Raw genomic sequence first — 19,421 nt, 5'->3', positions numbered from 1 at the left:
GGCGGCGCCTTGCGTCAACGCCAGCCGAGCGCCGGGGCGACGTGCTTGAGGATGTTCTCGATCACATGGGCATTGTATTCGACGCCCAGCGTGTTCGGCACGGTCAGAAGCAGCGTGTCGGCCTCGGCGATGCCTTCGTCCCGGCGCAACTCCTCGATCAGCCGGTCCGGCTCGCCGGTATAGCCGCGGCCGAAGATCGAGCGGGTCTGGTCGATGAAGCCGATCTGGTCGGACTCTTTCCCGCCGCGGCTGAAATACATCCAGTCGCGTTCGTCGGTCAGCGCAAAGATCGAGCGGCTGACTGAGACGCGCGGCGTGCCTTCGTGCCCCGCCTCCTTCCAGGCCTCGCGATAGATGCGGATCTGCTCGGCCTGCTGGACGTGGAAGGGCTTGCCGTTCTCGTCATCCTTCAGCGTCGAGCTTTGCAGGTTCATGCCAAGCTGCGCCGCCCATTTCGCCGTGGCGTTCGAGGCCGCGCCCCACCAGATGCGGTTGCGCAGGCCCGGGCTGTGCGGTTCCAGCCGCAAGAGGCCGGGCGGGTTCGGAAACATCGGCCGCGGATTCGGCTGGGCGAAGCCCTTGCCTTCGAGCAGGTTCAGGAACACCTCGGCGTGGCGCCGCGCCATGTCGGCATCGCTTTCGCCCTCGGCGGGCTGGTAGCCGAAATATTTCCAGCCGTCGATCACCTGCTCGGGCGAGCCGCGCGAGATCCCCAGTTGCAGCCGTCCCTGCGCGATCAGGTCGGCGGCACCGGCATCCTCGGCCATATACAGCGGGTTTTCATAGCGCATGTCGATGACGGCGGTGCCGATCTCGATCTTTTTCGTGCGCGCGCCGACCGCCGCCAGCAGCGGGAAGGGCGAGGCGAGCTGGCGGGCGAAATGATGCACGCGGAAATAGGCGCCATCCGCGCCCAGCTCCTCGGCCGCGACGGCGAGGTCAATGGATTGCAGCAGCGTGTCCTGGGCGCTGCGGGTGGCGGCGGCCGGTTCGTCCGACCAATGGCCAAAGGACAGGAATCCGATCTTCTTCATGGCGTTTCCTTGATGTCCGCCTGCCAGGGCGGGTTTTTCAGCGCGGCGGCCAGGTGGTCGACGAACCGGCGCAGCTTGGCAGGCATGGGAGAGACGGGGGGCCAGACGGCGACGATGGGCAGCCGGCGGGTGGGGTAATCGGGCAGCACGCGCTCCAGCGTGCCATCGGCCAGCGCCGGGGCGACGATGAAGCCGGGCAGGATGGCAAGGCCCAGGCCCTGGATCGCCATGCAGCGGATCGCCTCGCCATTGTTCAGCGAGATCCGCCCGCCGATCATCGGCGAGACGAAGCGGTCGCGCTCCTGGAACTGCCAGAGCTGGCTGTTCGGCACATGGCTGTAGCCGATGCCCTGGAAGTCGCGCAGGTCGGCCAGCGTTCGCGGCCGGCCCATCCGGTCCAGATAGGCGGGGGCGGCGACGGCGACGCTTTGGTCCTCGCAGAGCTTGCGCTGCATCAGCGCCTTGTCGCGCATCTTGCCGACGCGGATGCCGATGTCGAAACCCTCGCGCGCCAGGTCGCGGGTGCGGTCGTCGTAATCGACGCTGATCTCCAGCTCGGGGTTCGCCTCGGCGAAGCTGGCGATGATCGGGCCCAGGTGCAGCACGCCGAAGCTCATCGGCGCGGCGATGGACAGGCTGCCGCGCAGCGGCGCCACGCCGTCCATGTCCCAGGCGGTGCTTTCGGCCGCCGCGACCAGTTCCGACAGCGCCGGGCGCAGCCGTTCGGCCAGGCGCGACGCGGCCTCGGTCGGGATGATGCGGCCGGCGTTGCGGCGAAACAGCGCCGCGCCCAGCGTCGCCTCGAGGTCGGTGATCCGCTTGCTGACCACGGATTTCGACAGGTTCAGCCGCGCGGCGGCGGCGGTCACCGTGCCAAGCTCCATCACGGTCAGGAAGGTTTCGAGGTCGTTCAGGTCATAGCGCATGGCAAGAAGATAGGGTGCGGGCTGGCCTGCGGAAAGCCCCATCCGTTCGATCTGGCCGAACACGAGGTTCGCGACCCGTCCGGTGGCGGAAACGCGCGCCAAGGCCGATATTGGCTGCAACGAAAGGAGGAGCACCATGCAGCTCACCGGAATACACCACCTGACGGCGATCACCGCCGATGCGCCCGGCAACCGGCGCTTCTATACCGACACGCTGGGCCTGCGCCTGGTCAAGAAGACCGTGAACCAGGACGACACCAGCGCCTATCACCTGTTCTATGCCGACGGGCTGGCGCAGCCCGGCACCGACCTGACCTTCTTCGACTGGCCGGCGGCGCGGGAACGGCGCGGCACCCATTCGATCAGCCGCACCGGCTTGCGCATCGCGCGGGACAGTTTCGACTTCTGGGCCGGGCGGCTTGGCGATGCCGGGTTGACCAGGGGCGAGATCGCGACGCTGGACGGCCGCGCCAGCCTCGATTTCGAGGATCCCGAGGGCCAGCGCTTCCGCCTGACCGAGGATGCGCCCGGCGTTGCCGCCGCGCCCTGGGCGAAAAGCCCGGTGCCGGCGCAGCACCAGATCCACGGGCTGGGGCCGATCACCATCTCGGTGCCGGACCTGGCGCCGACCGACATGGTGCTGACCCATGTGATGGCCATGCGCAAGGTGCGCGACTATGCCAGCCCGGACGGGCAGGGCACGGTGCATGTCTATGAAATGAGCGAGGGCGGCCCCTCGGCCGAGCTTCACGTCGCGGTCCAGCCCGGCCTGCCGGTGGCGCGCCAGGGCGCGGGCGGCGTGCATCACGTCGCCTTCCGGGTGCCGGACAAGCCCACGATCCACGCATGGGCCGAGCGGCTGAACCAGATGCGCGTGCCGAGTTCGGGCGAGGTCGAGCGCTATTATTTCCGCTCGCTCTATTTCCGCGAACCGGGCGGCAACCTGTTCGAGATCGCCACCGACGAGCCGGGCTTCGCCGTGGACGAGCCGCTGGAGACCCTGGGCGAAAGCCTGTCGCTGCCGCCCTTCCTGGAAGGGCGCCGGGCGCAGATCGAAGCCGGGCTGCGGCCGCTGGACTGAGCGCCCAAGAAGGCAACAAGGCCGCCGGAGCGATCCGGCGGCCTTTTCCATGCGCTCAGCTCAGCAGCGCCATGCCGTTGCGGGCGTGTCGGTCGGCCATGCGGCGGCCGGGCGCGCCGGCGACCAGCAGCCGGGCCGGGTCGGGCGCGGCCTGCGCCGCGAGTTCGGGAAAGATCTCCAGGATCTCGTTCCGCGCGGCCGGGCCGACGCTTTCCAGCGCCTGCGGGCCGGTGAACAGCGACTCGGTCTGGGCGCCGTTCGACCAGACCACCTGGTGGCGGTCGAACAGGAAATGCACATAGGTCACCCGGTCCAGTTCGGCCGCCAGCGCGATGCCCGGAAGCGACAGCAGCTGCTTGGCGGCGACCAGCACCTCGGCTGCGCCGAACATGCGCTGCGCGATCTTCGAGCGCACCAGTACCCGGTGCTGGGGCGAGACCAACAGGTCCGTCAGCGGCAGGCCGTCGCCAAGCGCGCCCCTGGCGATGCGCACCGGGCGCAGATGCGGGCTCTGCACCAGGTCGATCTCGGCCCGGCCGATCCAGCGGATCGGCTGCGCGCCATGGTCGGCGGTCAGCACCAGCGCCCCCGGCGCCAGCGTCTCGACCGCGACCTCGCCCCCGGGGGTGCGGATCAGCGTGCCTGCGGCGAAGCAGACGAAATCCACCTGCGGCCGGTCGGTCAGCAGGCCGGCCGATTCGCTGCCGCTGGCCACCAGCGAGTTCAGCCGGATCGTGGTGATGGGCGCGCTGGCCAGCACCGCATTGGTCGCCGCACTTTGCGAGGGCGCCAGGAACAGCTCGCCGGTCGTGCTCTGGAACAGGTTCACCGCCACGCTGCGGGTCGAGCCGTCGTCGAAGGTGATGGTGGCGTTATAGGTCGAGACCGCGTCGAAATCATAGGTCTCGGGCGTGCCGTCGCCGTCCAGGTCGGTGCGGAACTGGTCGGTGCCGTTGCGGTTGTCCTGGTTCAGGAACGGCTGGCCCTGGCGGTCGTTCGGACCGTAGCGGTCCACCGTCTCGACCGACTGGATGTGAGCGTAAAGCGGATCGGTGCTGCTGCCGAAGGTGCGGCCGACATAGGAGGACGATCCGGCATTCTCGGCATTGTTGTCGCCTTCGTGCGGATCCATCGCGTGGGCCACGCGGCCCAGATACAGCGCGTTCCAGGTGGTCGGCATTTCATCCTCATCCATGGGGTCAATTCGACCGCAGCATGGGTGCAGATCTGCCGGACGCGCAAGAAAAACCATGCAAATTGGACAAAATAAATATGCGGTTGTGCTGTGATATACATTATCACATTGATAAAACAGAATAATCTATGGGAGGCAAAACCAGCATGCGTGCAATTTTAAGATTTATTGATCGATAATTCGCTTTTCGTTCAGCGCGGACATGCAAAGGGGCGGCCCGCAAGCCGCCCCTGCAAAGATCGTGGTTTCGGGAATCAGGCGGTCTTGGCGCGCTGCGCCATGGTCGCCTCGGCCCACCAGTGCAGCTCGTTCAGCATGGCGTCGAGCGCGGGCTTCAGGTTGCCCTCGACCTCGGACATCGGGCCATTGGCGCCCAGGGGCGAGACCTTGAAAAAGTCGCCGCCGCCCAGATGCACAGCGTTGCGCAGCGGCACCATCTGCAACTCGACGGCGATGCCGCGCAGGTGCTCGATGGCGCGGGCGGCGCCGACGCCGCCATAGCCCATGGCCGCGGCCGGTTTGCGGTTCCATTCCTTATAGGCCTGGTCCAGCGCATTCTTCAGCGAGCCGGTGACCGAATGGTTGTATTCGGCGGTCAGGAAGATGTAGCCGTCGAACTCGGCCAGCTTCTGCTGCCATTTCACCGCGCGCGGGTCCTGCGACGGCATCCACAGGTTCGAGGCGGCCTCGTTGAACAGCGGCAGGTCATAGTCGCGCAGGTCCACCAGCTCGAAGCGCATGTCCTCGCGGGTCGAGACGTTTTCCAGCAGCCAGGCCGCCGGCTTGTCGGCAAAGCGCGTGTCGCGGGTCGAGCCGATGATGATGGCGATATTCGGTTTGGTCATCTGATCTGTCCTTGCTTTCATGGGCCCGAGCGCGCGGGCGCAAATCCTTGTTCCCGCAATCTGGCGGCGGCGGCGCTTTCCGGCAAGCCGGACATATGGAAAAGCCGCGTTCGGATTTTGGAAACAGCCGGGGCGGAACCGCCGCCCCGGCCGGTCAGGCCCGCGCCAGCCAGCCCTGCGCGGCCGCCAGGTCCAGCGGCGACAGCTCGTGCCCGGCGGCAAGCGTCTCGGCCTGCAGATCGGCACCGCCGGCGCGCAGCGCCTGTTCCAGCGCCGGTGCCATCCGGCCGAAGGGGTCGCGCGCGCCGTGAAGCAGCAGCGCCCGGCTGCCGGCCAACGCATCGGGCGCCAGCGCCGGCGGGTCCTCGAGCACCTGGATGCCGCGCAGCAGCACCGCCCGGCGGATCAGCCCGGGGTGCAGTTGCAGGACCGCCCCCAGCAGATTGGCGCCGTTCGAATAGCCCAGATAGGTCAGCGCCTGCGGGTCCAGGGCGTAAGCCCGCGCCGCCTCGGCGATGAAGCCGGCGAAGGCCTCGGATTCGGCACGGATGTCGGCCTGGTCGTAGGTCACGGCGTCGAAGCGGCGAAACCAGCGGTTGATGCCCTCTTCGGTCGAGCGGCCGCGCACGCCCAGAAGGGTCGCGCGGGGCGCCAGCCGGGCGGCCAGCGGCATCAGGTCGGTCTCGTTGCCGCCGGTGCCGTGCAGCAGCACGATGGTGCTGCCGTCGGGATTGTCCGGCCGGTGGAAGCGGTGGATGAAATGCAGTTCGCGCATCGGCGTCCTTTCCTCGCCCGGCAGGGCGAATTGCGGCAGGATCACGCGCAGATCGTCGGCGCGCGCCGCGTCATGGGGGGGCACGAACAGCGTCTCGCCCAGATTCTCCGGCGCCTCGTCGACGGTGAAGCCGGGAGCATCGGTGGCATATTCCAGCAGCGTGCCCGCCGGTTCGCGGACATAGAGCGACAGGAAATACTTCCGGTCGTGCACATGGGTCACGTCGGTGCCCTGCAACGCCTGCTCCATCGCCCGCACCGCGTCGGCATCCACCGCGCGGAAGGCGACGTGATCGAGGGTGCCGGTGCCGGGAATGCCGGGAAAGAAGCCGGTGGCGTCGCGGATGTCGATCGCGTCCCGGTCGGAGACCAGCCGCTGCACCGCGCCCTCGACCGGGCCGGGGCGATAGCCGAAGCGGGCGGCGAAAGCCGCGGTCTCGGCCGGCTTTTCGGTCAGCAGCGTCACCGACCGCAGCCGGGTCGGCGCGATGGGATCGGGCAGGGGGGCGGTGGCCGGCAGGTCCAGGCCCACCAGCTTGACGATGATGCCGTCCGGGTCCTTCAGCCGCAGCACCGTCTCGCCATGTTCGCGCGCCGGGCCCTCGACGGGAATGCGCGCGGTCATGGCGCGGGTCAGCCATTCGCCGATGCTGTAGGGCGGCACGGCCAGGGCGATTTCGGCGACCTGGCGGTGGCCCACCCGGCCCGGCGCGCCGTCTTCCCAGACCAGGAAGGTGACGAGCGAGCCGGGCGAGCCCAGGGCATCGCCATAGAACAGGTGCAACTGCTCGGCATCCTCGAAGCCGCCCGTGCGCTTGACCAGCCGCAGGCCCAGGAAGCCGGCGTAGAAATCGACATTGGCCTGCACCCGGCGGGTGATGCCGGTGACGTGATGGATGCCGGTGGGCATGATGCTCTCCTTATTCGCCCGCCTCGCGGGCCAGGACACGTTGCACGGCGGGATCCGCCGCGATGCGGTCGTGCAGGGCCTGGACATTGGCCCAGGCCCCGGTGCCTTCGGGCAGCAGTTTCGCGGCCCAGCGGATCATCGGGAAGGCATAGGCGTCGATGATCGAGCGGCTGTCGAGGATCCAGTCGCGCCCGGCCAAGTGGTCGTCCAGCAGCCTGAGCTTCTTGCGCACCAGCTTGCGGCCCGCTTCCTGCGCCGCCTCGCGGTCGGCGGGGGCGGTGCCGGTGGTATAGCGCTGCGGCATGAAGATCGGGAAGAAGGCCGGATGCAGGTCGCCGGTCAGGAAGCTGGACCAGCGCTCCAGCTCGGCCTGGCCGCGGATGTCCGGCGCGCCGCCAAGCCCGGCCTGGGGATGCTTTCGCGCCAGGTAATGCAGGATCGCGCCGCATTGCGTCAGGATCCAGCCGTCGTCCTCGATCAGCGCCGGGACCGCGCCCGAGGGGTTGGCGGCCAGAAGCTCGGCCGAGCCGAATTCGACGTTCTGTTCCTCATAGGGCGCGCCGATCCATTCCAGCACGATATGCGGCGCCAGCGAGCAGGCGCCGGTGTGGTAAAGCAGCTTGGGCATGAAATCCTCCGTTCGTTCGGGACCAACATAGCCCGGCCGCGCCGGTTCCCAACCGCAAACGGGCGGAACGCGGCGTTTGGCATGGACGAACGGAGGGGTGGCTCAGCCGCGATGGGCGCCCGCGGCGAGGCTGGCCACGAAGTCGAGGATCTCGGGCACCGGGCGGCCCTCGCCGATCTGCTTGACGATGGCGCTGCCCACGACGCAGCCGTCCGCCACGCCCGCCACCGCCTGCGCCGCCTCGGGGGTCGAGATGCCGAAGCCCACCACGATGGGCAGCCCGGCTGCGGCGCGGATGCGGGCGACCTCCGGCGCGACCTCGGCGGCATTCGCGGCCGGGCCGCCGGTGATGCCGGTGACGCTGACGTAATAGACGAAGCCGCTGGTGTTCCTGACCACGGCGGGCAGGCGGCGGTCGTCGGTGGTGGGGGTCGCCAGGCGGATGAAGCTGATGCCCTTGGCCCGGGCGGGCAGGCACAGCTCGGCATCCTCCTCGGGCGGCAGGTCGACGACGATCAGCCCGTCGACGCCGGCCTCGGCGGCCTCGGTCAGGAAGCGATCGACGCCGCCTGCGCGCGCATAGATCGGGTTGTAATAGCCCATCAGCACGATCGGCGTGGCGTCATCGCCGGCGCGGAAGGCGCGCACCATCTCGAGCACCCGGCTGACGCTGCCGCCGGCGGCCAGGGCGCGCTGGCCGGCGGCCTGGATGGTCGGGCCGTCCGCCATCGGGTCGGTGAAGGGCATGCCCAGCTCGATGATGTCGACCCCGGCGCCGGGCAGGCCGCGCATGATCGCAAGCGACTGGTCGTAATCCGGGTCGCAACCCATCATATAGGCGACGAAAGCCTTGCCGCCGGTCTCGGCCAGCCGGGCAAACGTGTCGTCAATTCTGCTCATGCGCCGGATCTCCCCTGTTCGGCCAAGCCCTAGCCCGCAGCGGGGGCAAGATCAACGCCCCGCCACTGGACTTGCGCGTCACCGCCCCATAATAAGCGCGGAAATCCGGGGAAAGGGATAGATCATGGGCTTTCGCATGGGGATCGTCGGCCTGCCGAACGTGGGCAAATCGACGCTGTTCAACGCGCTGACGAAAACCGCCGCCGCGCAGGCCGCGAACTTTCCCTTCTGCACCATCGAGCCCAATGTGGGCGAGGTCGCCGTGCCCGACCCGCGGCTGGACAAGCTGGCCGAGATCGCGGGCAGCAAGCAGATCATCCCGACCCGCATCACCTTCGTCGACATCGCGGGCCTGGTGAAGGGCGCGAGCAAGGGCGAGGGGCTGGGCAACCAGTTCCTGGCCAATATCCGCGAGGTCGATGCCATCGCCCATGTCCTGCGCTGCTTCGAGGATGGCGACGTGACCCATGTCGAGGGCCGCGTCGATCCCATCGCCGATGCCGAGACCATCGAGACCGAGCTGATGATCGCCGACCTGGAGTCGGTCGAGCGCCGGCTGGCCAACATCGCCCGCAAGCTGAAGGGCGGCGACAAGGAGGCCGTGGCGCAGGAAAGGCTGCTGAAGGCCGCGCAGGCGGCGCTGGAATCCGGCAAGCCCGCCCGCACCGTCAAGGTCGATGACGAGGACCAGAAGGCCTGGGGGATGCTGCAACTGCTGACCGCCAAGCCCGTGCTGTTCGTCTGCAACGTCGAGGAAGACAAGGCCGCCACCGGCAACAGCCAGTCCGAGCGCGTGGCCGAGATGGCGCGGGCGCAGGGCGCCGGCCATGTGGTGATTTCCGCGAAGATCGAGGAGGAGATCAGCCAGCTGCCCGCCGAGGAGGCGACCATGTTCCTCGAGGAGATGGGCCTGCACGAGGCCGGGCTCGACCGGCTGATCCGCGAGGGCTACAAGCTGCTGGGCTTGGAAACCTATTTCACCGTCGGCCCCAAGGAGGCCCGCGCCTGGACCATCCACAAGGGCACGCTCGCCCCGGCGGCGGCGGGCGTGATCCATGGCGATTTCGAGCGCGGCTTCATCCGGGCCGAAACCGTCGCCTATGACGATTACGTCACCTACAAGGGCGAGGCCGGCGCGCGCGAGGCCGGCAAGTTCCGCGTCGAGGGCAAGTCCTACGAGGTGCAGGACGGCGACGTGCTGCACTTCCTGTTCAACGCCTGACGCCCGGCTGCCAGGGGCGGACGCAAGGCCCGCCCCGGCCGGCTTCAGTTCGAGAGGGCCTGGAGCAGCTGCATGACCGCCAGCACCCGCTGGGTCTTGCTGTCCACGCGATAGATCTGGTTGTCGTCGCGATAATAGTTCCAGTTCTGCCCCTGTTGCAGCGCATAGAGCCGCGGGTCGGCGATGCGCTGATATTGCCCCGGGTTGAACACGTCGCCGATGCCCGGGCGGTAGCGGACCAGGCGCTGCACCCGCTCCTTGCGCAGGCATTCGCCGCGATACCAGACCAGCCCGCCGGGACAGCCGCGCCGCGCCTCGTGGCGCTTTCCGTCGCGGCGGTCGTTGCGGTGGTCGTCGTGCTTGTGGTGGTGGCCGTGATGGCGGTTCCACTCGCGATCACGGTCGCGGTCGCGATCGGCCAGCGCCGGGGTGGCGAGGCTGCCGGCCAGCGCAAGCAGCAGGGCAAAGCGGAAGGGGCGATTCATTCCAGGCTCCATGGCGGTTTCCATCACGGCATAGCGCGGCTTTCGGGCGGGTTTTAGCCGTCCGGCAGGCTTGGCCCGCGCCATGCGCGGCAAGCCGCCGATGCCGCACTTCAGCCCCGCGCGGCGCCCTGCAACAACCGCTGCCCGGCGCGGACCGAGCCGTCCTGCACGTCGCGCCCCAGGGCTGCGCAAAGCGCGTCCAGATCGCGCGCCCGCATGGCGGCCAGCATCTCCTTGTGGCGGTCGTCCGGGGCGGCGGCGTCCAGATGCTCGATGGCGCGGCGCTGGAACGGGCCCAGCTGAAGCCAGACGCTCTCGATCAGCGGGATCACCGCCTGGTCCGGGTTCAGCCCGTAGAGCCGCTTGTGGAACTGCTGGTTCAGCCGGGTCAACCCGTCCAGGTCGCGCGCGGCCAGCGCTGCGTCCATCCGGTCGTCGATTCCGGCCAGCCCGGCGATGGCCACGTCCGAAAGCCAGGGAAAGGCGCGCGCGGCGGCATGGGTCTCCAATGCGATGCGCAGGCGCACCAGCTCCTCGAACCGGCCCGGCGTCATCTCGGGGATGCGCAGCCGGCGGTTGCCCAGGACCTCGATGGCGCTTTCGGAACTCAGCCGCCGCACCGCCTCGCGGATCGGCGTCGGGCTGAGGCCGAGCTGCCCGGCCAGGCCGCGAAAGGTCAGCGCCGTGCCCGGCGGCAGCGCGCCCAGCATCACCGCATTGCGCAGCCGCAGATAGGCATATTCCTGCGTCGTCATCGCCGCGTCGCGCGGGATCTCGGGAAGCTCGGGCTGGATCATCGGCGGGCCTTGCGCGGGCTGGGACGGCCAAGGATGCAACGAAGCCCGAGTTGACTCAAGCACGAATTTCGATCACATATGAAGAAATGGTATCACAAAATTCCCAACGTGATCGACAGCAGGAGTGTCCGACATGAGCAGATCCGATCCGATGGCCTGGCTGGCGGACCGCCCCGCCATCGAGACGATCTTTGCCTGCATCTGCGACCTGAACGGGGTGATGCGCGGCAAGCGCGTGCCGGTGGACCAGCTCGGCAAGATCACCTCGGGCGCGCTGCGCATGCCGCTGTCCTTGCTGGGCATGGACATCTGGGGCGAGGATATCGAGGGCAACGAGCTGGTCTGGGACACCGGCGACGCCGACGGCCTGTGCGATTTCACCGGGCGGCCGCTCAGCCCGGTGGACTGGACCTCGCGCCCGGCGGCCTTCGCGCTCTTGTGGATGCGGCAAGAGGACGGCACGCCCTTCATGGGCGACCCGCGCCGGGCGCTGGCGGCGGTGGTCGACCGCTACAAGGCGCTTGGCCTGACCCCGGTGGTGGCGACCGAGCTGGAATTCTATGTCGTCGATCCATCCGGCACGGTGCCGCAGCCGCCACGCTCGCCCGTCACCGGCAAGCGGCTGGATTCGGACGGCGCGCTGTCGCTGGACGAGCTCCAGCATTTCGACGCCTTCCTGAACGAGGTCTATGACGCCTGCGCAAGCCAGGGCATCCCGGCCGACGCGGCGATTTCGGAAAACGGCGCCGGCCAGTTCGAGATCAACCTGCTGCATGTCGCCGACCCGCTGGAGGCGGCCGACGACGCGGTGCTGTTCAAGCGGCTGGTGCGGGGCATCGCCCGCAAGCACGGCTTCGCCGCCACCTTCATGGCCAAGCCCTATGGCGACCGCGCCGGCTCGGGGATGCATGTGCATTTCTCGCTCGAGGACGCCCAGGGCCGTAACGTCTTCGACAATGGCGGTGAGGAGGGCACCGACACCATGCGCCACGCCGTAGCCGGGCTGCTGCGCACCATGCAGGAAAACGCGCTGGTCTTCGCCCCGCACGAGAACAGCTTTCGCCGTCTGCTGCCCGGCGCCCATGCCCCCTCGGCCGTGGCCTGGGGCTATGAAAACCGCACCGCGGCGATCCGCATCCCCGGCGGCAGCCGCAAGGCGCGCCGCATCGAGCATCGCGTCGCCGGCGCCGATGCCAATCCCTATCTGGTGCTGGCCTCGATCCTGGGCGGCGCGCTTCTGGGCATCGAGAACGCCTGGGAGCCGCCGCCGCCCATCGTCGGCGACGCCTATTCGCTGGAGCTGGAAACCCTGCCGCCCGACTGGGCCTCGGCCATCGACGCCTTCGCCAAGGGGCCGCTGATCGAACAGATCTACAGCAAGCGGCTGCGGCGGATGTTCGTGCAATGCAAGTTGCAGGAACTGCGCCGCTTTACCCGCCAGGTCACCGAATTCGAATATCACTCCTACCTGGAGGCCGTATGATGCCCCCGTCCCATGGATCCCCGTCCTATGCCGGCAATGGCGCCCATACCGGCAGCTATTACGCCGCCTCGGCCAACCCGGCGCCGCTGCGCCCGCAATTGCAGGGGCTGCACGAGACCGAGATCTGCGTGCTGGGTGCCGGCTATAGCGGCCTTTCGACCGCGCTGCACCTGGCCGAAAAGGGCCACCAGGTCACGGTGATCGAGGGCGCGCGCATCGGCTGGGGCGCCTCGGGGCGCAATGGCGGCCAGATCGTCAACGGGCTGAACGCCAGCCTGCAGACCATCGCCCGCCGCTACGGCCAGGACACCGCCCGCTTCGTCGCCGGGCTGGTGATGGAGGGCGGCGACATCATCCGCGAGCGCGTCGCGACCTATGGCATCCAATGCGATCTCAAGCCCGGCAATGTCTTCGCCGCCCTGACCGGCGCGCATCTGCGCGAGCTGGAAGAACGCTGGACGCTCTGGCGCGGCTACGGCATCGACAGCCAGCAGATGCTGGACGCCGGCCAGATGCAGGCCCATGTCGCAAGCGACCGCTATGTCGGCGGCATGATCGACCACAAGGGCGGCCACATGCACCCGCTGAACCTGGCCCTGGGCGAGGCGGCGGCGCTGGAAAGCCTGGGCGGCACCGTCTTCGAGATGTCGCCGGTCGTCTCGGTCGATCACCAGGCGCCGCACCCGTCGCTGAAGACGGCGCAGGGCGAGATCCGCGCCAAGGTGCTGGTGCTTTGCGGCAATGCCTATCTGGGCCATGTCGTGCCGGCGCTGGAAAACCGGGTCATGCCGGTCTCGACCCAGATCATGGCGACCGAGCCCCTGGGCGCGGAACGCGCGGCGGCGCTGATGCCCTCGGACGTCTGCATCGAGGATCTGCGCTACATCCTCGACTATTACCGCATGTCGGCGGACAAGCGACTGCTCTTCGGCGGCGGCACGGTCTATGGCGGCGCCGATCCCAGCGACATCAAGGCCAAGCTCTGGGGCAATATGCTGAAGGTGTTCCCGCAGCTCGACAAGGTGCGGATCGACTATGCCTGGTCGGGGAATTTCGCGCTGTCCTTCAGCCGGGTGCCGCAGATGGGGCGGATCGGGACGAATACCTATTTCGCCCATGGCTACTCGGGCCATGGCGTCACCGGCAGCCACACCTTCGGCCGCATCCTGGCCGAGGCGATCCACGGCGACAGCAGCCGCTTCGACAGTTTCGCCGCCGTGCCCTGGATCCCCTTCCCGGGCGGCCGGACCTTCCGCGTGCCCTATTCGGTGATCGGCTCCTGGTGGTACGGCTTGCGCGACCGGCTGGGGATCTAGCCCCGACCGCCGTCCAGCCCGCCCGAGAACACCCGGCTGGGGCGCAGATCGGCCTCGGTGATGGTCGAGAGCGCCGCGGCATCGACCGGGGCCGCGGCCGAGAACAATCGGTTCGCCTGCCGCAGCCGCGCCCGGTCCAGCGCATTGCGGATCGAGCGGGCATTGGCGAAATGCGGCTGCGCGCGGCGCAGCGCGATATATTCGGCCATGGCCGCGCGGGCGCCGGCGTCGAAGCCATAGCCCTGCGCCGCCAGCATCGCCTCCGAGATCCGCGCCAGTTCCGCATCCGCGTAATCGGGGAACGCGATGTGATGGGCGATGCGCGAGCGAAAGCCCGGATTGGCGGCAAAGAAGCGGTCCATCCGGTCGGCATAGCCGGCCATGACGACCACCAGGTCGTCGCGGTTGTTCTCCATCACCTGCAACAGGATCTCGATCGCCTCCTGGCCATAGTCGCGCTCATTGTCGGGCTTGTAGAGGTAATAGGCCTCGTCGATGAACAGCATGCCGCCCATGGCCTTCTTCAGCACCTCCCTGGTCTTGGGCGCGGTATGGCCGATATATTGCCCGACCAGGTCGTCGCGGGTGACGCTGACCAGATGGCCCTTGCGCACATAGCCGAGGCGATGCAGCAGCCCGGCCATCTTCAACGCCACCGTGGTCTTGCCGGTGCCGGGATTGCCGGTAAAGCTCATGTGCAGCGTCGGCGCCTCATGCGCCAGACCCAGCGCGCGCCGCGCCCGCTCCACCAGCAGCAGCGCCGCCGTCTCGCGGATCCTCTGCTTGACCGGCGCCAGCCCGATCAGCTCGCGATCCAGCCCGTCCAGGATCTCGCGCACGCCCGAGGATTCATACTCGGCCGTCAGATCCACCGTGGCGGTCTTTTCACCCACATCGCCACCCATCGGGCTTTCTCCGTTTCCCAAATACCCTCGGGGGTCCGGGGGCAGACAGCCCCCGGCCTGGCAGCGCCATCAGCCGACCAGCTCATGCGTATAGCGGATATGCCGGCCATCGGCCTCCATCCGCCAGGTCTTGAAGCTCGGCTCCGACCCAGGCCGGTTGACGATGAAGGACATCATCACCGTCTCCCATCCCCGGGTGCTGTCGAAGGCGTTGATGCGGATATAGCTGTCGCCCTGCGCCTTGCGGCAGGCGTCCAGCGCCATCATCACGCCCCTGGCGTCCCGAAGGTCGAACATCGGATGGCCCCACATCTCCCAATAGGTGTTGCGGGGATGCGGCTCATCCGTGAACTCGATCCCGACCGCCCAGCCCTTCGACAGCATATATTCCACCTGGTCGCGGATCTGCTCGTCGGTCAGGTCGGGCAGGAAGGAAAAGCAGCCCTGGGTGATGCGCATTTCTCTCTCCCTTAGCTGACGGACGCGGTCGGAACGAAGTCCGAAGTGTCGGTCGAGGTGTAGTCGAAGCTGACGTTGCCCCAGGTATCCAGCGCCGCCTCCAAGGGCTTGCACCACTTGGCGGCGCGGCGCAGGACTTCCGGGCCCTCGGCCCTGATGTCCACGCCCTCGTTGCGCGCCAGCACCATCGCCTCCAGCGCCACGCGGTTGGCGGTCGCGCCGGCCTGGATGCCCATCGGGTGGCCGATGGTGCCGCCGCCGAATTGCAAGACCACGTCGTCGCCGAACAGGTCCAAGAGCTGGTGCATCTGCCCGGCATGGATGCCGCCCGAGGCGACCGGCATCACCTTCTTCAGGTTGCCCCAGTCCTGCGCGAAGAAGATGCCGCGCGGCAGGTCGACCGCGTTCTGCATCTCGCGGCAGACGTTGTAATAGCCCTGCACGGTCAGCGGATCGCCCTCCAGCTTGCCGACGGCGGTGCCGCAATGCAGGTGATCGACCCCCGCCATGCGCAGCCATTTGGCGATGACGCGGAAGCTGATGCCGTGGTTCTTCTGCCGGGTATAGGTGCCGTGCCCGGCGCGGTGCATGTGCAGGATCATGTCGTTCTGCCGGCACCAGTTGGAAATCGACTGGATCGCGGTCCAGCCGACGATCAGGTCCACCATGACGATGACCGAGCCCAGCTCCTTGGCCAGTTCGGCGCGGCGATACATCTCTTCCATGGTGCCGGCGGTGATGTTCAGGTAATGGCCCTTGACCTCGCCGGTGGCGGCGGTGGCCTTGTTCACCGCCTCCATGCAGTAGAGGAAGCGGTCGCGCCAATGCATGAAGGGCTGCGAGTTGATGTTCTCGTCGTCCTTCATGAAGTCGAGCCCGCCCTTCAGCCCCTCATAGACCACGCGGCCGTAGTTCTTGCCCGACAGCCCCAGCTTGGGTTTGGTCGTGGCGCCGAGCAACGGGCGGCCGAACTTGTCCAGCCGCTCGCGCTCGACCACGATGCCGGTGGGGGCTCCGGCAAACGTCTTCAGATAGGCGATGGGAAAGCGCATGTCCTCGAGCCGCGCCGCCTTCAGCGGCTTGAAGCTGAAGACATTGCCGATGATCGAGGCGGTCACATTGGCGATGGAGCCTTCCTCGAACAGGATCAGGTCATAGGCGACGTAGCAGAAATATTGCCCCGGCGTGCCCGGCACCGGCTCGACCCTGTAGGCTTTCGCGCGATACTGGTCGCAGGCGGTCAGCCGGTCGGTCCAGACCACGGTCCAGGTCGCGGTCGAGCTTTCGCCGGCCACCGCCGCCGCCGCCTCGATCGGGTCCACGCCCTCCTGCGGGGTGATGCGGAACAGCGCCAGCACATCGGTGTCCCCGGGCTCGTAATTGCCGTCCCAATAGCCCATCTGCGCATATTTCAGCACGCCCGCGGCATAGCGCTGCTTCTTGTCGGTGATCTCGGACCGGGGCATCTCGTCCATGGCGAAGCCTCCTTTCAGGCGCGTTTCGATTCGCTGACCAGCCGCAGGATCATCGGCGTCAGGATCAGCTGCATGGCGAGGTCGAGCTTGGGCCCCGGGATGACGATGGAATTGGCGCGGCTCATCCACGAGCCCTGCAGCATCGAGGTCAGATAGGGAAAGTCGATGCCGCGCGGATTCTTGAAGCGGATCACCACCAGGCTTTCGTCGGCGGTTGGGATCCAGCGCGCGATGAACGGGTCCGAGGTGTCGACCACCGGCACGCGCTGGAAGTTGATGTCGGTCTGGGTGAATTGCGGGCAGATGACATGCACATAGGCATGCATCCGGCGCAGGATCACGTCGGTGACCGCCTCGGTCGAATAGCCGCGGCTGGCCTTGTCGCGGTGGATCTTCTGGATCCATTCCAGGTTGATGACCGGCACCACGCCGATCTTCAGGTCGGCATGGCCGGCGATGTCCAGGGTCTCGGTGCGGACCGCGCCATGCAGCCCCTCGTAGAACAGCAGGTCCGAGGTCGGGTCGAACTTCGCCCAGGGGGTGAAGCTGCCGGCCGTGACGCCCCATTCCTTGGCCTCGTCCTCGTCATGGATGTAATGGCGCGTCTCGCCCATGCCGGTGGCGCCATAGTCGCGAAACACCTGTTCCAGCTTTTCCAGGTCGTTGGCGTCCAGGCTGAAATGGCTGAAGGTATGGTCGCCCGCCTCGGTGCGGCGCGCCAGCTCCGCCTTCATCGCGGCGCGGTCGTAGCGGTGGAAGGCGTCGCCCTCGATGCTGACGGCGCGGATGCCCTCGCGGCGGAAGATCTGGTCGAAGGTGTTCTTGATGGTCGTGGTCCCGGACCCCGACGAGCCTGTGACCGAGATGATCGGGTGCTTCCTGCTCATGCTCTCCTCTCAGGCCCGGAACAGGCCGCGATGACCGAAAAGCGCCGAGACCTCGGGCTCCGGCAGGTCGTGATAGGCGGCGATGCGCGCGACCTTCTCGGTCGAGCCGAAGGCGAAGGGGATGCGCTGGTCTAGCCCGGCTGGGCGCAGGCCCAGCACCGGCTCGCACAGGTCGGTGGCGCGGCCGCCGGCCTCTTCGATCAGCCGGGCGATCGGGGCGCAGTCATGGACCAGCCGCAGCCGGCTTGCCGCGTCGCGGGCGTCGCCGCCGGGTTGCAGGAACACGCCGCCATGCATCAGGATGCGATGCGTCTCGGCCACCAGCGAGGCGAGCCAGCGCATGGCGAAGTTCTTTTTCCGCGGCCCGTCGCTGCCGGCCAGGCAATCGTCGATATAGGCCCGCACCGGGCGCGGCCAGTGCCGGTAATGCGCCACGTCGATGGCGAATTCGAAGGCGCATTCCGGCATGCGCAGCCGCCGGTTCACCAGCCGGAAGACCTGGGCGTCGGGGTCCAGCAGGTAATGCTGCACCCCGTCGCCGAAGCTGACCATCATCATGCAGCGCGGGCCGTGGATGACATAGCCCGCCGCCAGCTGCTCGGACGGCGGGCGCAGGAAACTTTCGGCCGCGGTATCGGCGGCGGCATGCAGCGAAAACAGCGTGCCGGTGGCAAGCTCGATACCGATATTGGCGCTGGCGTCGAGCGGCGTCAGCGCCAGGGCGAAGCCGCCCTGCGGGTCCAGCCCGGCCGGGCCGTTGCCCATGTCGAGCCAGCGCAGCCCGGCGCCGGGCAGGGCGTGGGTAAAGACGGCGGCGGCCTCGCGCTCCAGCCGCGCGGGCGCGCGCGGGTCGGTCGAGGCGCGGCGGACCAGCCCGGCCAAGGCGACGCTGCCGCTGGCCAGCGCCTGCATCGCCGGGCGCAATTGCGCCGGGATTTCCGCGCTTTCCATGCGCTCGGCCGTCATGTTCCGTCTCCCCCCAAACGTCCGGAGACTTGTTGACACGGCGGCGCCTTTCAGAACATTTAATAATACAGAAATCGTTTTTGGAAATTCTGAATGGCTCGCATCGACGCCGTGACCCTGCGCCACCTGCGGGCGCTGCGCGCCGTGACCGGCAGCGGTTCGCTGACCGCCGCGGCGGCCGAGCTTGGGCTGACGCCGCCGGCGGTGCACGGCCAGCTGCGCGCGCTCGAGGATCTGATGGGCGCCGCGCTGGTCTGCCGCGGCGAGCATGGCGCCTTCCTGCCCACGGACGAGGGCCGGGCGGTCCTGGCCGCCGAGGCGCAGATCGCCATCGCGCTTGACGGTTGCGCGCGGCGGGTGGCGGCGCTGCAAAGCGGCCATGTCGGCAATGTCTCGCTGGGGGTGATCTCGACCGGCAAGTATTTCGCGCCGCGCCTCGTCGCCGATCTGCGCCGCGCCTTGCCCGAGGTCGAGGTGACGCTGCGCATCGGCAACCGCGACGCGGTGATCCAGTGGCTGCAATCGCGGGCGCTGGACCTGGCGATCATGGGTCGGCCGCCGCGGGCGCCCGCCGTGCTGGCCGAACTGATCGGCCCGCATCCCCATGTCATCATCGCGCCCGCCGGCCATCCGCTGGCCGAGGCCGACCCGGCCACGCCGCAGGATCTGCTGGCCGAGACCTTCCTTGCGCGTGAGGCCGGTTCGGGCACCCGCATCCTGATGACCCGGTTACTGGACCGTCTCGGCGAGGGCACGCCCTGGCGCATGGTCGAGATGGGCACCAACGAGACCATCAAGCAGGCGGTGATCGCCGGGCTCGGCATCGCGCTGATCTCGCAGCATACCGTGACCGAAGAGCTGCGCGCCGGCCGGCTGGTCGCGATCCGGGCCGTGGGCCTGCCGATCCAGCGCAGCTGGTTCCTGATGCGGCGCGAGGACATGGCGCTGTCGCCGGCCGGCCAGCGCGTCCACGACCACATCCTGGCGCAGCGGGGTGGTTTCCTGCCGCGACTGGACGGCTGAGCGCGGGAGTTCCGGCGATCCGGTTTCGCGCAAGCGGCAGACCGCAGATGATCGGCGGCCCCCTCATGGCAGACAGCCGCCCCGCCAGCATGGCCGGGGCGACCGCCGAA

General features: G+C 68.3%; 19 protein-coding genes. 5 read left to right on the top strand and 14 right to left on the bottom strand.

The genetic code is table 11. The annotated features are described in order from the left end of the window. Nucleotides 1-14: 14 nt before the first annotated feature. Entirely contained in the window at nucleotides 15-1,034 is a 1,020-nt protein-coding gene (locus tag PARN5_RS0117850; RefSeq protein ID WP_018001137.1) for an LLM class flavin-dependent oxidoreductase, read from the bottom strand. Beyond that, nucleotides 1,031-2,098 carry a LysR family transcriptional regulator gene (locus PARN5_RS0117845; RefSeq protein WP_232419455.1) on the bottom strand — a complete coding sequence of 356 codons (1,068 nt, stop codon included), beginning with the start codon at nucleotides 2,096-2,098 and terminating at the stop codon, nucleotides 1,031-1,033. Before PARN5_RS0117845 ends, PARN5_RS0117850 begins: the two co-directional genes overlap by 4 nt. Here PARN5_RS0117845 and PARN5_RS0117840 point away from each other — a divergent pair. Beyond that, complete coding sequence (locus tag PARN5_RS0117840) at nucleotides 2,097-3,041, top strand: ring-cleaving dioxygenase (RefSeq protein ID WP_018001135.1); 945 nt, start codon at nucleotides 2,097-2,099, stop codon at nucleotides 3,039-3,041. The genes PARN5_RS0117845 and PARN5_RS0117840 overlap by 2 nt on opposite strands. 55 nt (nucleotides 3,042-3,096) lie before the next feature. Here PARN5_RS0117840 and PARN5_RS23685 read toward each other — a convergent pair whose 3' ends face one another. The 5 genes from PARN5_RS23685 to trpA all read right to left on the bottom strand — a co-directional run bounded on the left by PARN5_RS23685 (nucleotide 3,097) and on the right by trpA (nucleotide 8,293). Beyond that, the gene (locus tag PARN5_RS23685) at nucleotides 3,097-4,221 is read right to left on the bottom strand and encodes a Hint domain-containing protein (RefSeq protein WP_232419452.1); all 1,125 of its coding nucleotides are present in this window, start codon (nucleotides 4,219-4,221) and stop codon (nucleotides 3,097-3,099) included. Nucleotides 4,222-4,490: 269 nt separating this feature from the next. Next, nucleotides 4,491-5,081: an NAD(P)H-dependent oxidoreductase gene (locus PARN5_RS0117830; protein ID WP_018001133.1), complete on the bottom strand. Its 591-nt coding sequence runs from the start codon at nucleotides 5,079-5,081 to the stop codon at nucleotides 4,491-4,493. 154 nt (nucleotides 5,082-5,235) lie between these two features. After that, nucleotides 5,236-6,765 carry a VOC family protein gene (locus PARN5_RS0117825; protein WP_018001132.1) on the bottom strand — a complete coding sequence of 510 codons (1,530 nt, stop codon included), beginning with the start codon at nucleotides 6,763-6,765 and terminating at the stop codon, nucleotides 5,236-5,238. Nucleotides 6,766-6,775: 10 nt separating this feature from the next. Further along, a complete protein-coding gene (locus tag PARN5_RS0117820; RefSeq protein ID WP_018001131.1) occupies nucleotides 6,776-7,393 on the bottom strand; it encodes a glutathione S-transferase family protein in 618 nt (205 codons plus the stop codon). A gap of 102 nt (nucleotides 7,394-7,495) precedes the next feature. Further along, nucleotides 7,496-8,293 carry a tryptophan synthase subunit alpha gene (trpA, locus tag PARN5_RS0117815; protein WP_018001130.1) on the bottom strand — a complete coding sequence of 266 codons (798 nt, stop codon included), beginning with the start codon at nucleotides 8,291-8,293 and terminating at the stop codon, nucleotides 7,496-7,498. Nucleotides 8,294-8,417: 124 nt separating this feature from the next. Between trpA and ychF the strand changes: the two genes are divergently transcribed. Further along, a complete protein-coding gene (gene ychF / locus PARN5_RS0117810) occupies nucleotides 8,418-9,515 on the top strand; it encodes a redox-regulated ATPase YchF (RefSeq protein ID WP_018001129.1) in 1,098 nt (365 codons plus the stop codon). Between the two features lie 44 nt (nucleotides 9,516-9,559). Here ychF and PARN5_RS22565 read toward each other — a convergent pair whose 3' ends face one another. Both PARN5_RS22565 and PARN5_RS22560 read right to left on the bottom strand, forming a co-directional pair. Next, a complete protein-coding gene (locus tag PARN5_RS22565; protein ID WP_018001128.1) occupies nucleotides 9,560-10,000 on the bottom strand; it encodes a hypothetical protein in 441 nt (146 codons plus the stop codon). Nucleotides 10,001-10,110: 110 nt separating this feature from the next. After that, the gene (locus PARN5_RS22560; RefSeq protein ID WP_018001127.1) at nucleotides 10,111-10,797 is read right to left on the bottom strand and encodes a GntR family transcriptional regulator; all 687 of its coding nucleotides are present in this window, start codon (nucleotides 10,795-10,797) and stop codon (nucleotides 10,111-10,113) included. A gap of 133 nt (nucleotides 10,798-10,930) precedes the next feature. Between PARN5_RS22560 and PARN5_RS0117790 the strand changes: the two genes are divergently transcribed. Continuing rightward, the gene (locus PARN5_RS0117790) at nucleotides 10,931-12,280 is read left to right on the top strand and encodes a glutamine synthetase family protein (RefSeq protein WP_018001126.1); all 1,350 of its coding nucleotides are present in this window, start codon (nucleotides 10,931-10,933) and stop codon (nucleotides 12,278-12,280) included. Next, nucleotides 12,277-13,596 carry an FAD-binding oxidoreductase gene (locus PARN5_RS0117785; protein ID WP_018001125.1) on the top strand — a complete coding sequence of 440 codons (1,320 nt, stop codon included), beginning with the start codon at nucleotides 12,277-12,279 and terminating at the stop codon, nucleotides 13,594-13,596. The genes PARN5_RS0117790 and PARN5_RS0117785 overlap by 4 nt, the downstream gene beginning before the upstream one ends. Here the strand turns inward: PARN5_RS0117785 and cbbX are convergent. The 5 genes from cbbX to PARN5_RS0117760 form a co-directional block, all read right to left on the bottom strand. Next, entirely contained in the window at nucleotides 13,593-14,501 is a 909-nt protein-coding gene (cbbX, locus tag PARN5_RS0117780; RefSeq protein WP_018001124.1) for a CbbX protein, read from the bottom strand. The two genes, PARN5_RS0117785 and cbbX, sit on opposite strands and share 4 nt — an antisense overlap. Before the next feature lie 69 nt (nucleotides 14,502-14,570). After that, the gene (locus tag PARN5_RS0117775) at nucleotides 14,571-14,960 is read right to left on the bottom strand and encodes a ribulose bisphosphate carboxylase small subunit (RefSeq protein ID WP_018001123.1); all 390 of its coding nucleotides are present in this window, start codon (nucleotides 14,958-14,960) and stop codon (nucleotides 14,571-14,573) included. An 11-nt stretch (nucleotides 14,961-14,971) separates the two neighbouring features. After that, nucleotides 14,972-16,426, bottom strand: a complete 1,455-nt coding sequence (locus tag PARN5_RS0117770) for a form I ribulose bisphosphate carboxylase large subunit (RefSeq protein ID WP_198289632.1) — start codon at nucleotides 16,424-16,426, stop codon at nucleotides 14,972-14,974. A gap of 23 nt (nucleotides 16,427-16,449) precedes the next feature. After that, entirely contained in the window at nucleotides 16,450-17,322 is an 873-nt protein-coding gene (locus PARN5_RS0117765; protein ID WP_018001121.1) for a phosphoribulokinase, read from the bottom strand. Between the two features lie 9 nt (nucleotides 17,323-17,331). Continuing rightward, nucleotides 17,332-18,288: a hypothetical protein gene (locus PARN5_RS0117760; protein WP_018001120.1), complete on the bottom strand. Its 957-nt coding sequence runs from the start codon at nucleotides 18,286-18,288 to the stop codon at nucleotides 17,332-17,334. A gap of 93 nt (nucleotides 18,289-18,381) precedes the next feature. On the opposite strand from PARN5_RS0117760, the gene PARN5_RS0117755 reads away from it, so the two are divergent. Beyond that, the gene (locus PARN5_RS0117755; RefSeq protein WP_018001119.1) at nucleotides 18,382-19,311 is read left to right on the top strand and encodes a LysR family transcriptional regulator; all 930 of its coding nucleotides are present in this window, start codon (nucleotides 18,382-18,384) and stop codon (nucleotides 19,309-19,311) included. Nucleotides 19,312-19,421: the final 110 nt, after the last annotated feature.

Source organism: Paracoccus sp. N5, from assembly GCF_000371965.1.
Taxonomy (GTDB): domain Bacteria; phylum Pseudomonadota; class Alphaproteobacteria; order Rhodobacterales; family Rhodobacteraceae; genus Paracoccus.
Note: the sequence above shows the minus strand (reverse complement) of the source record. Positions and strands in the feature narration are given on the sequence as shown.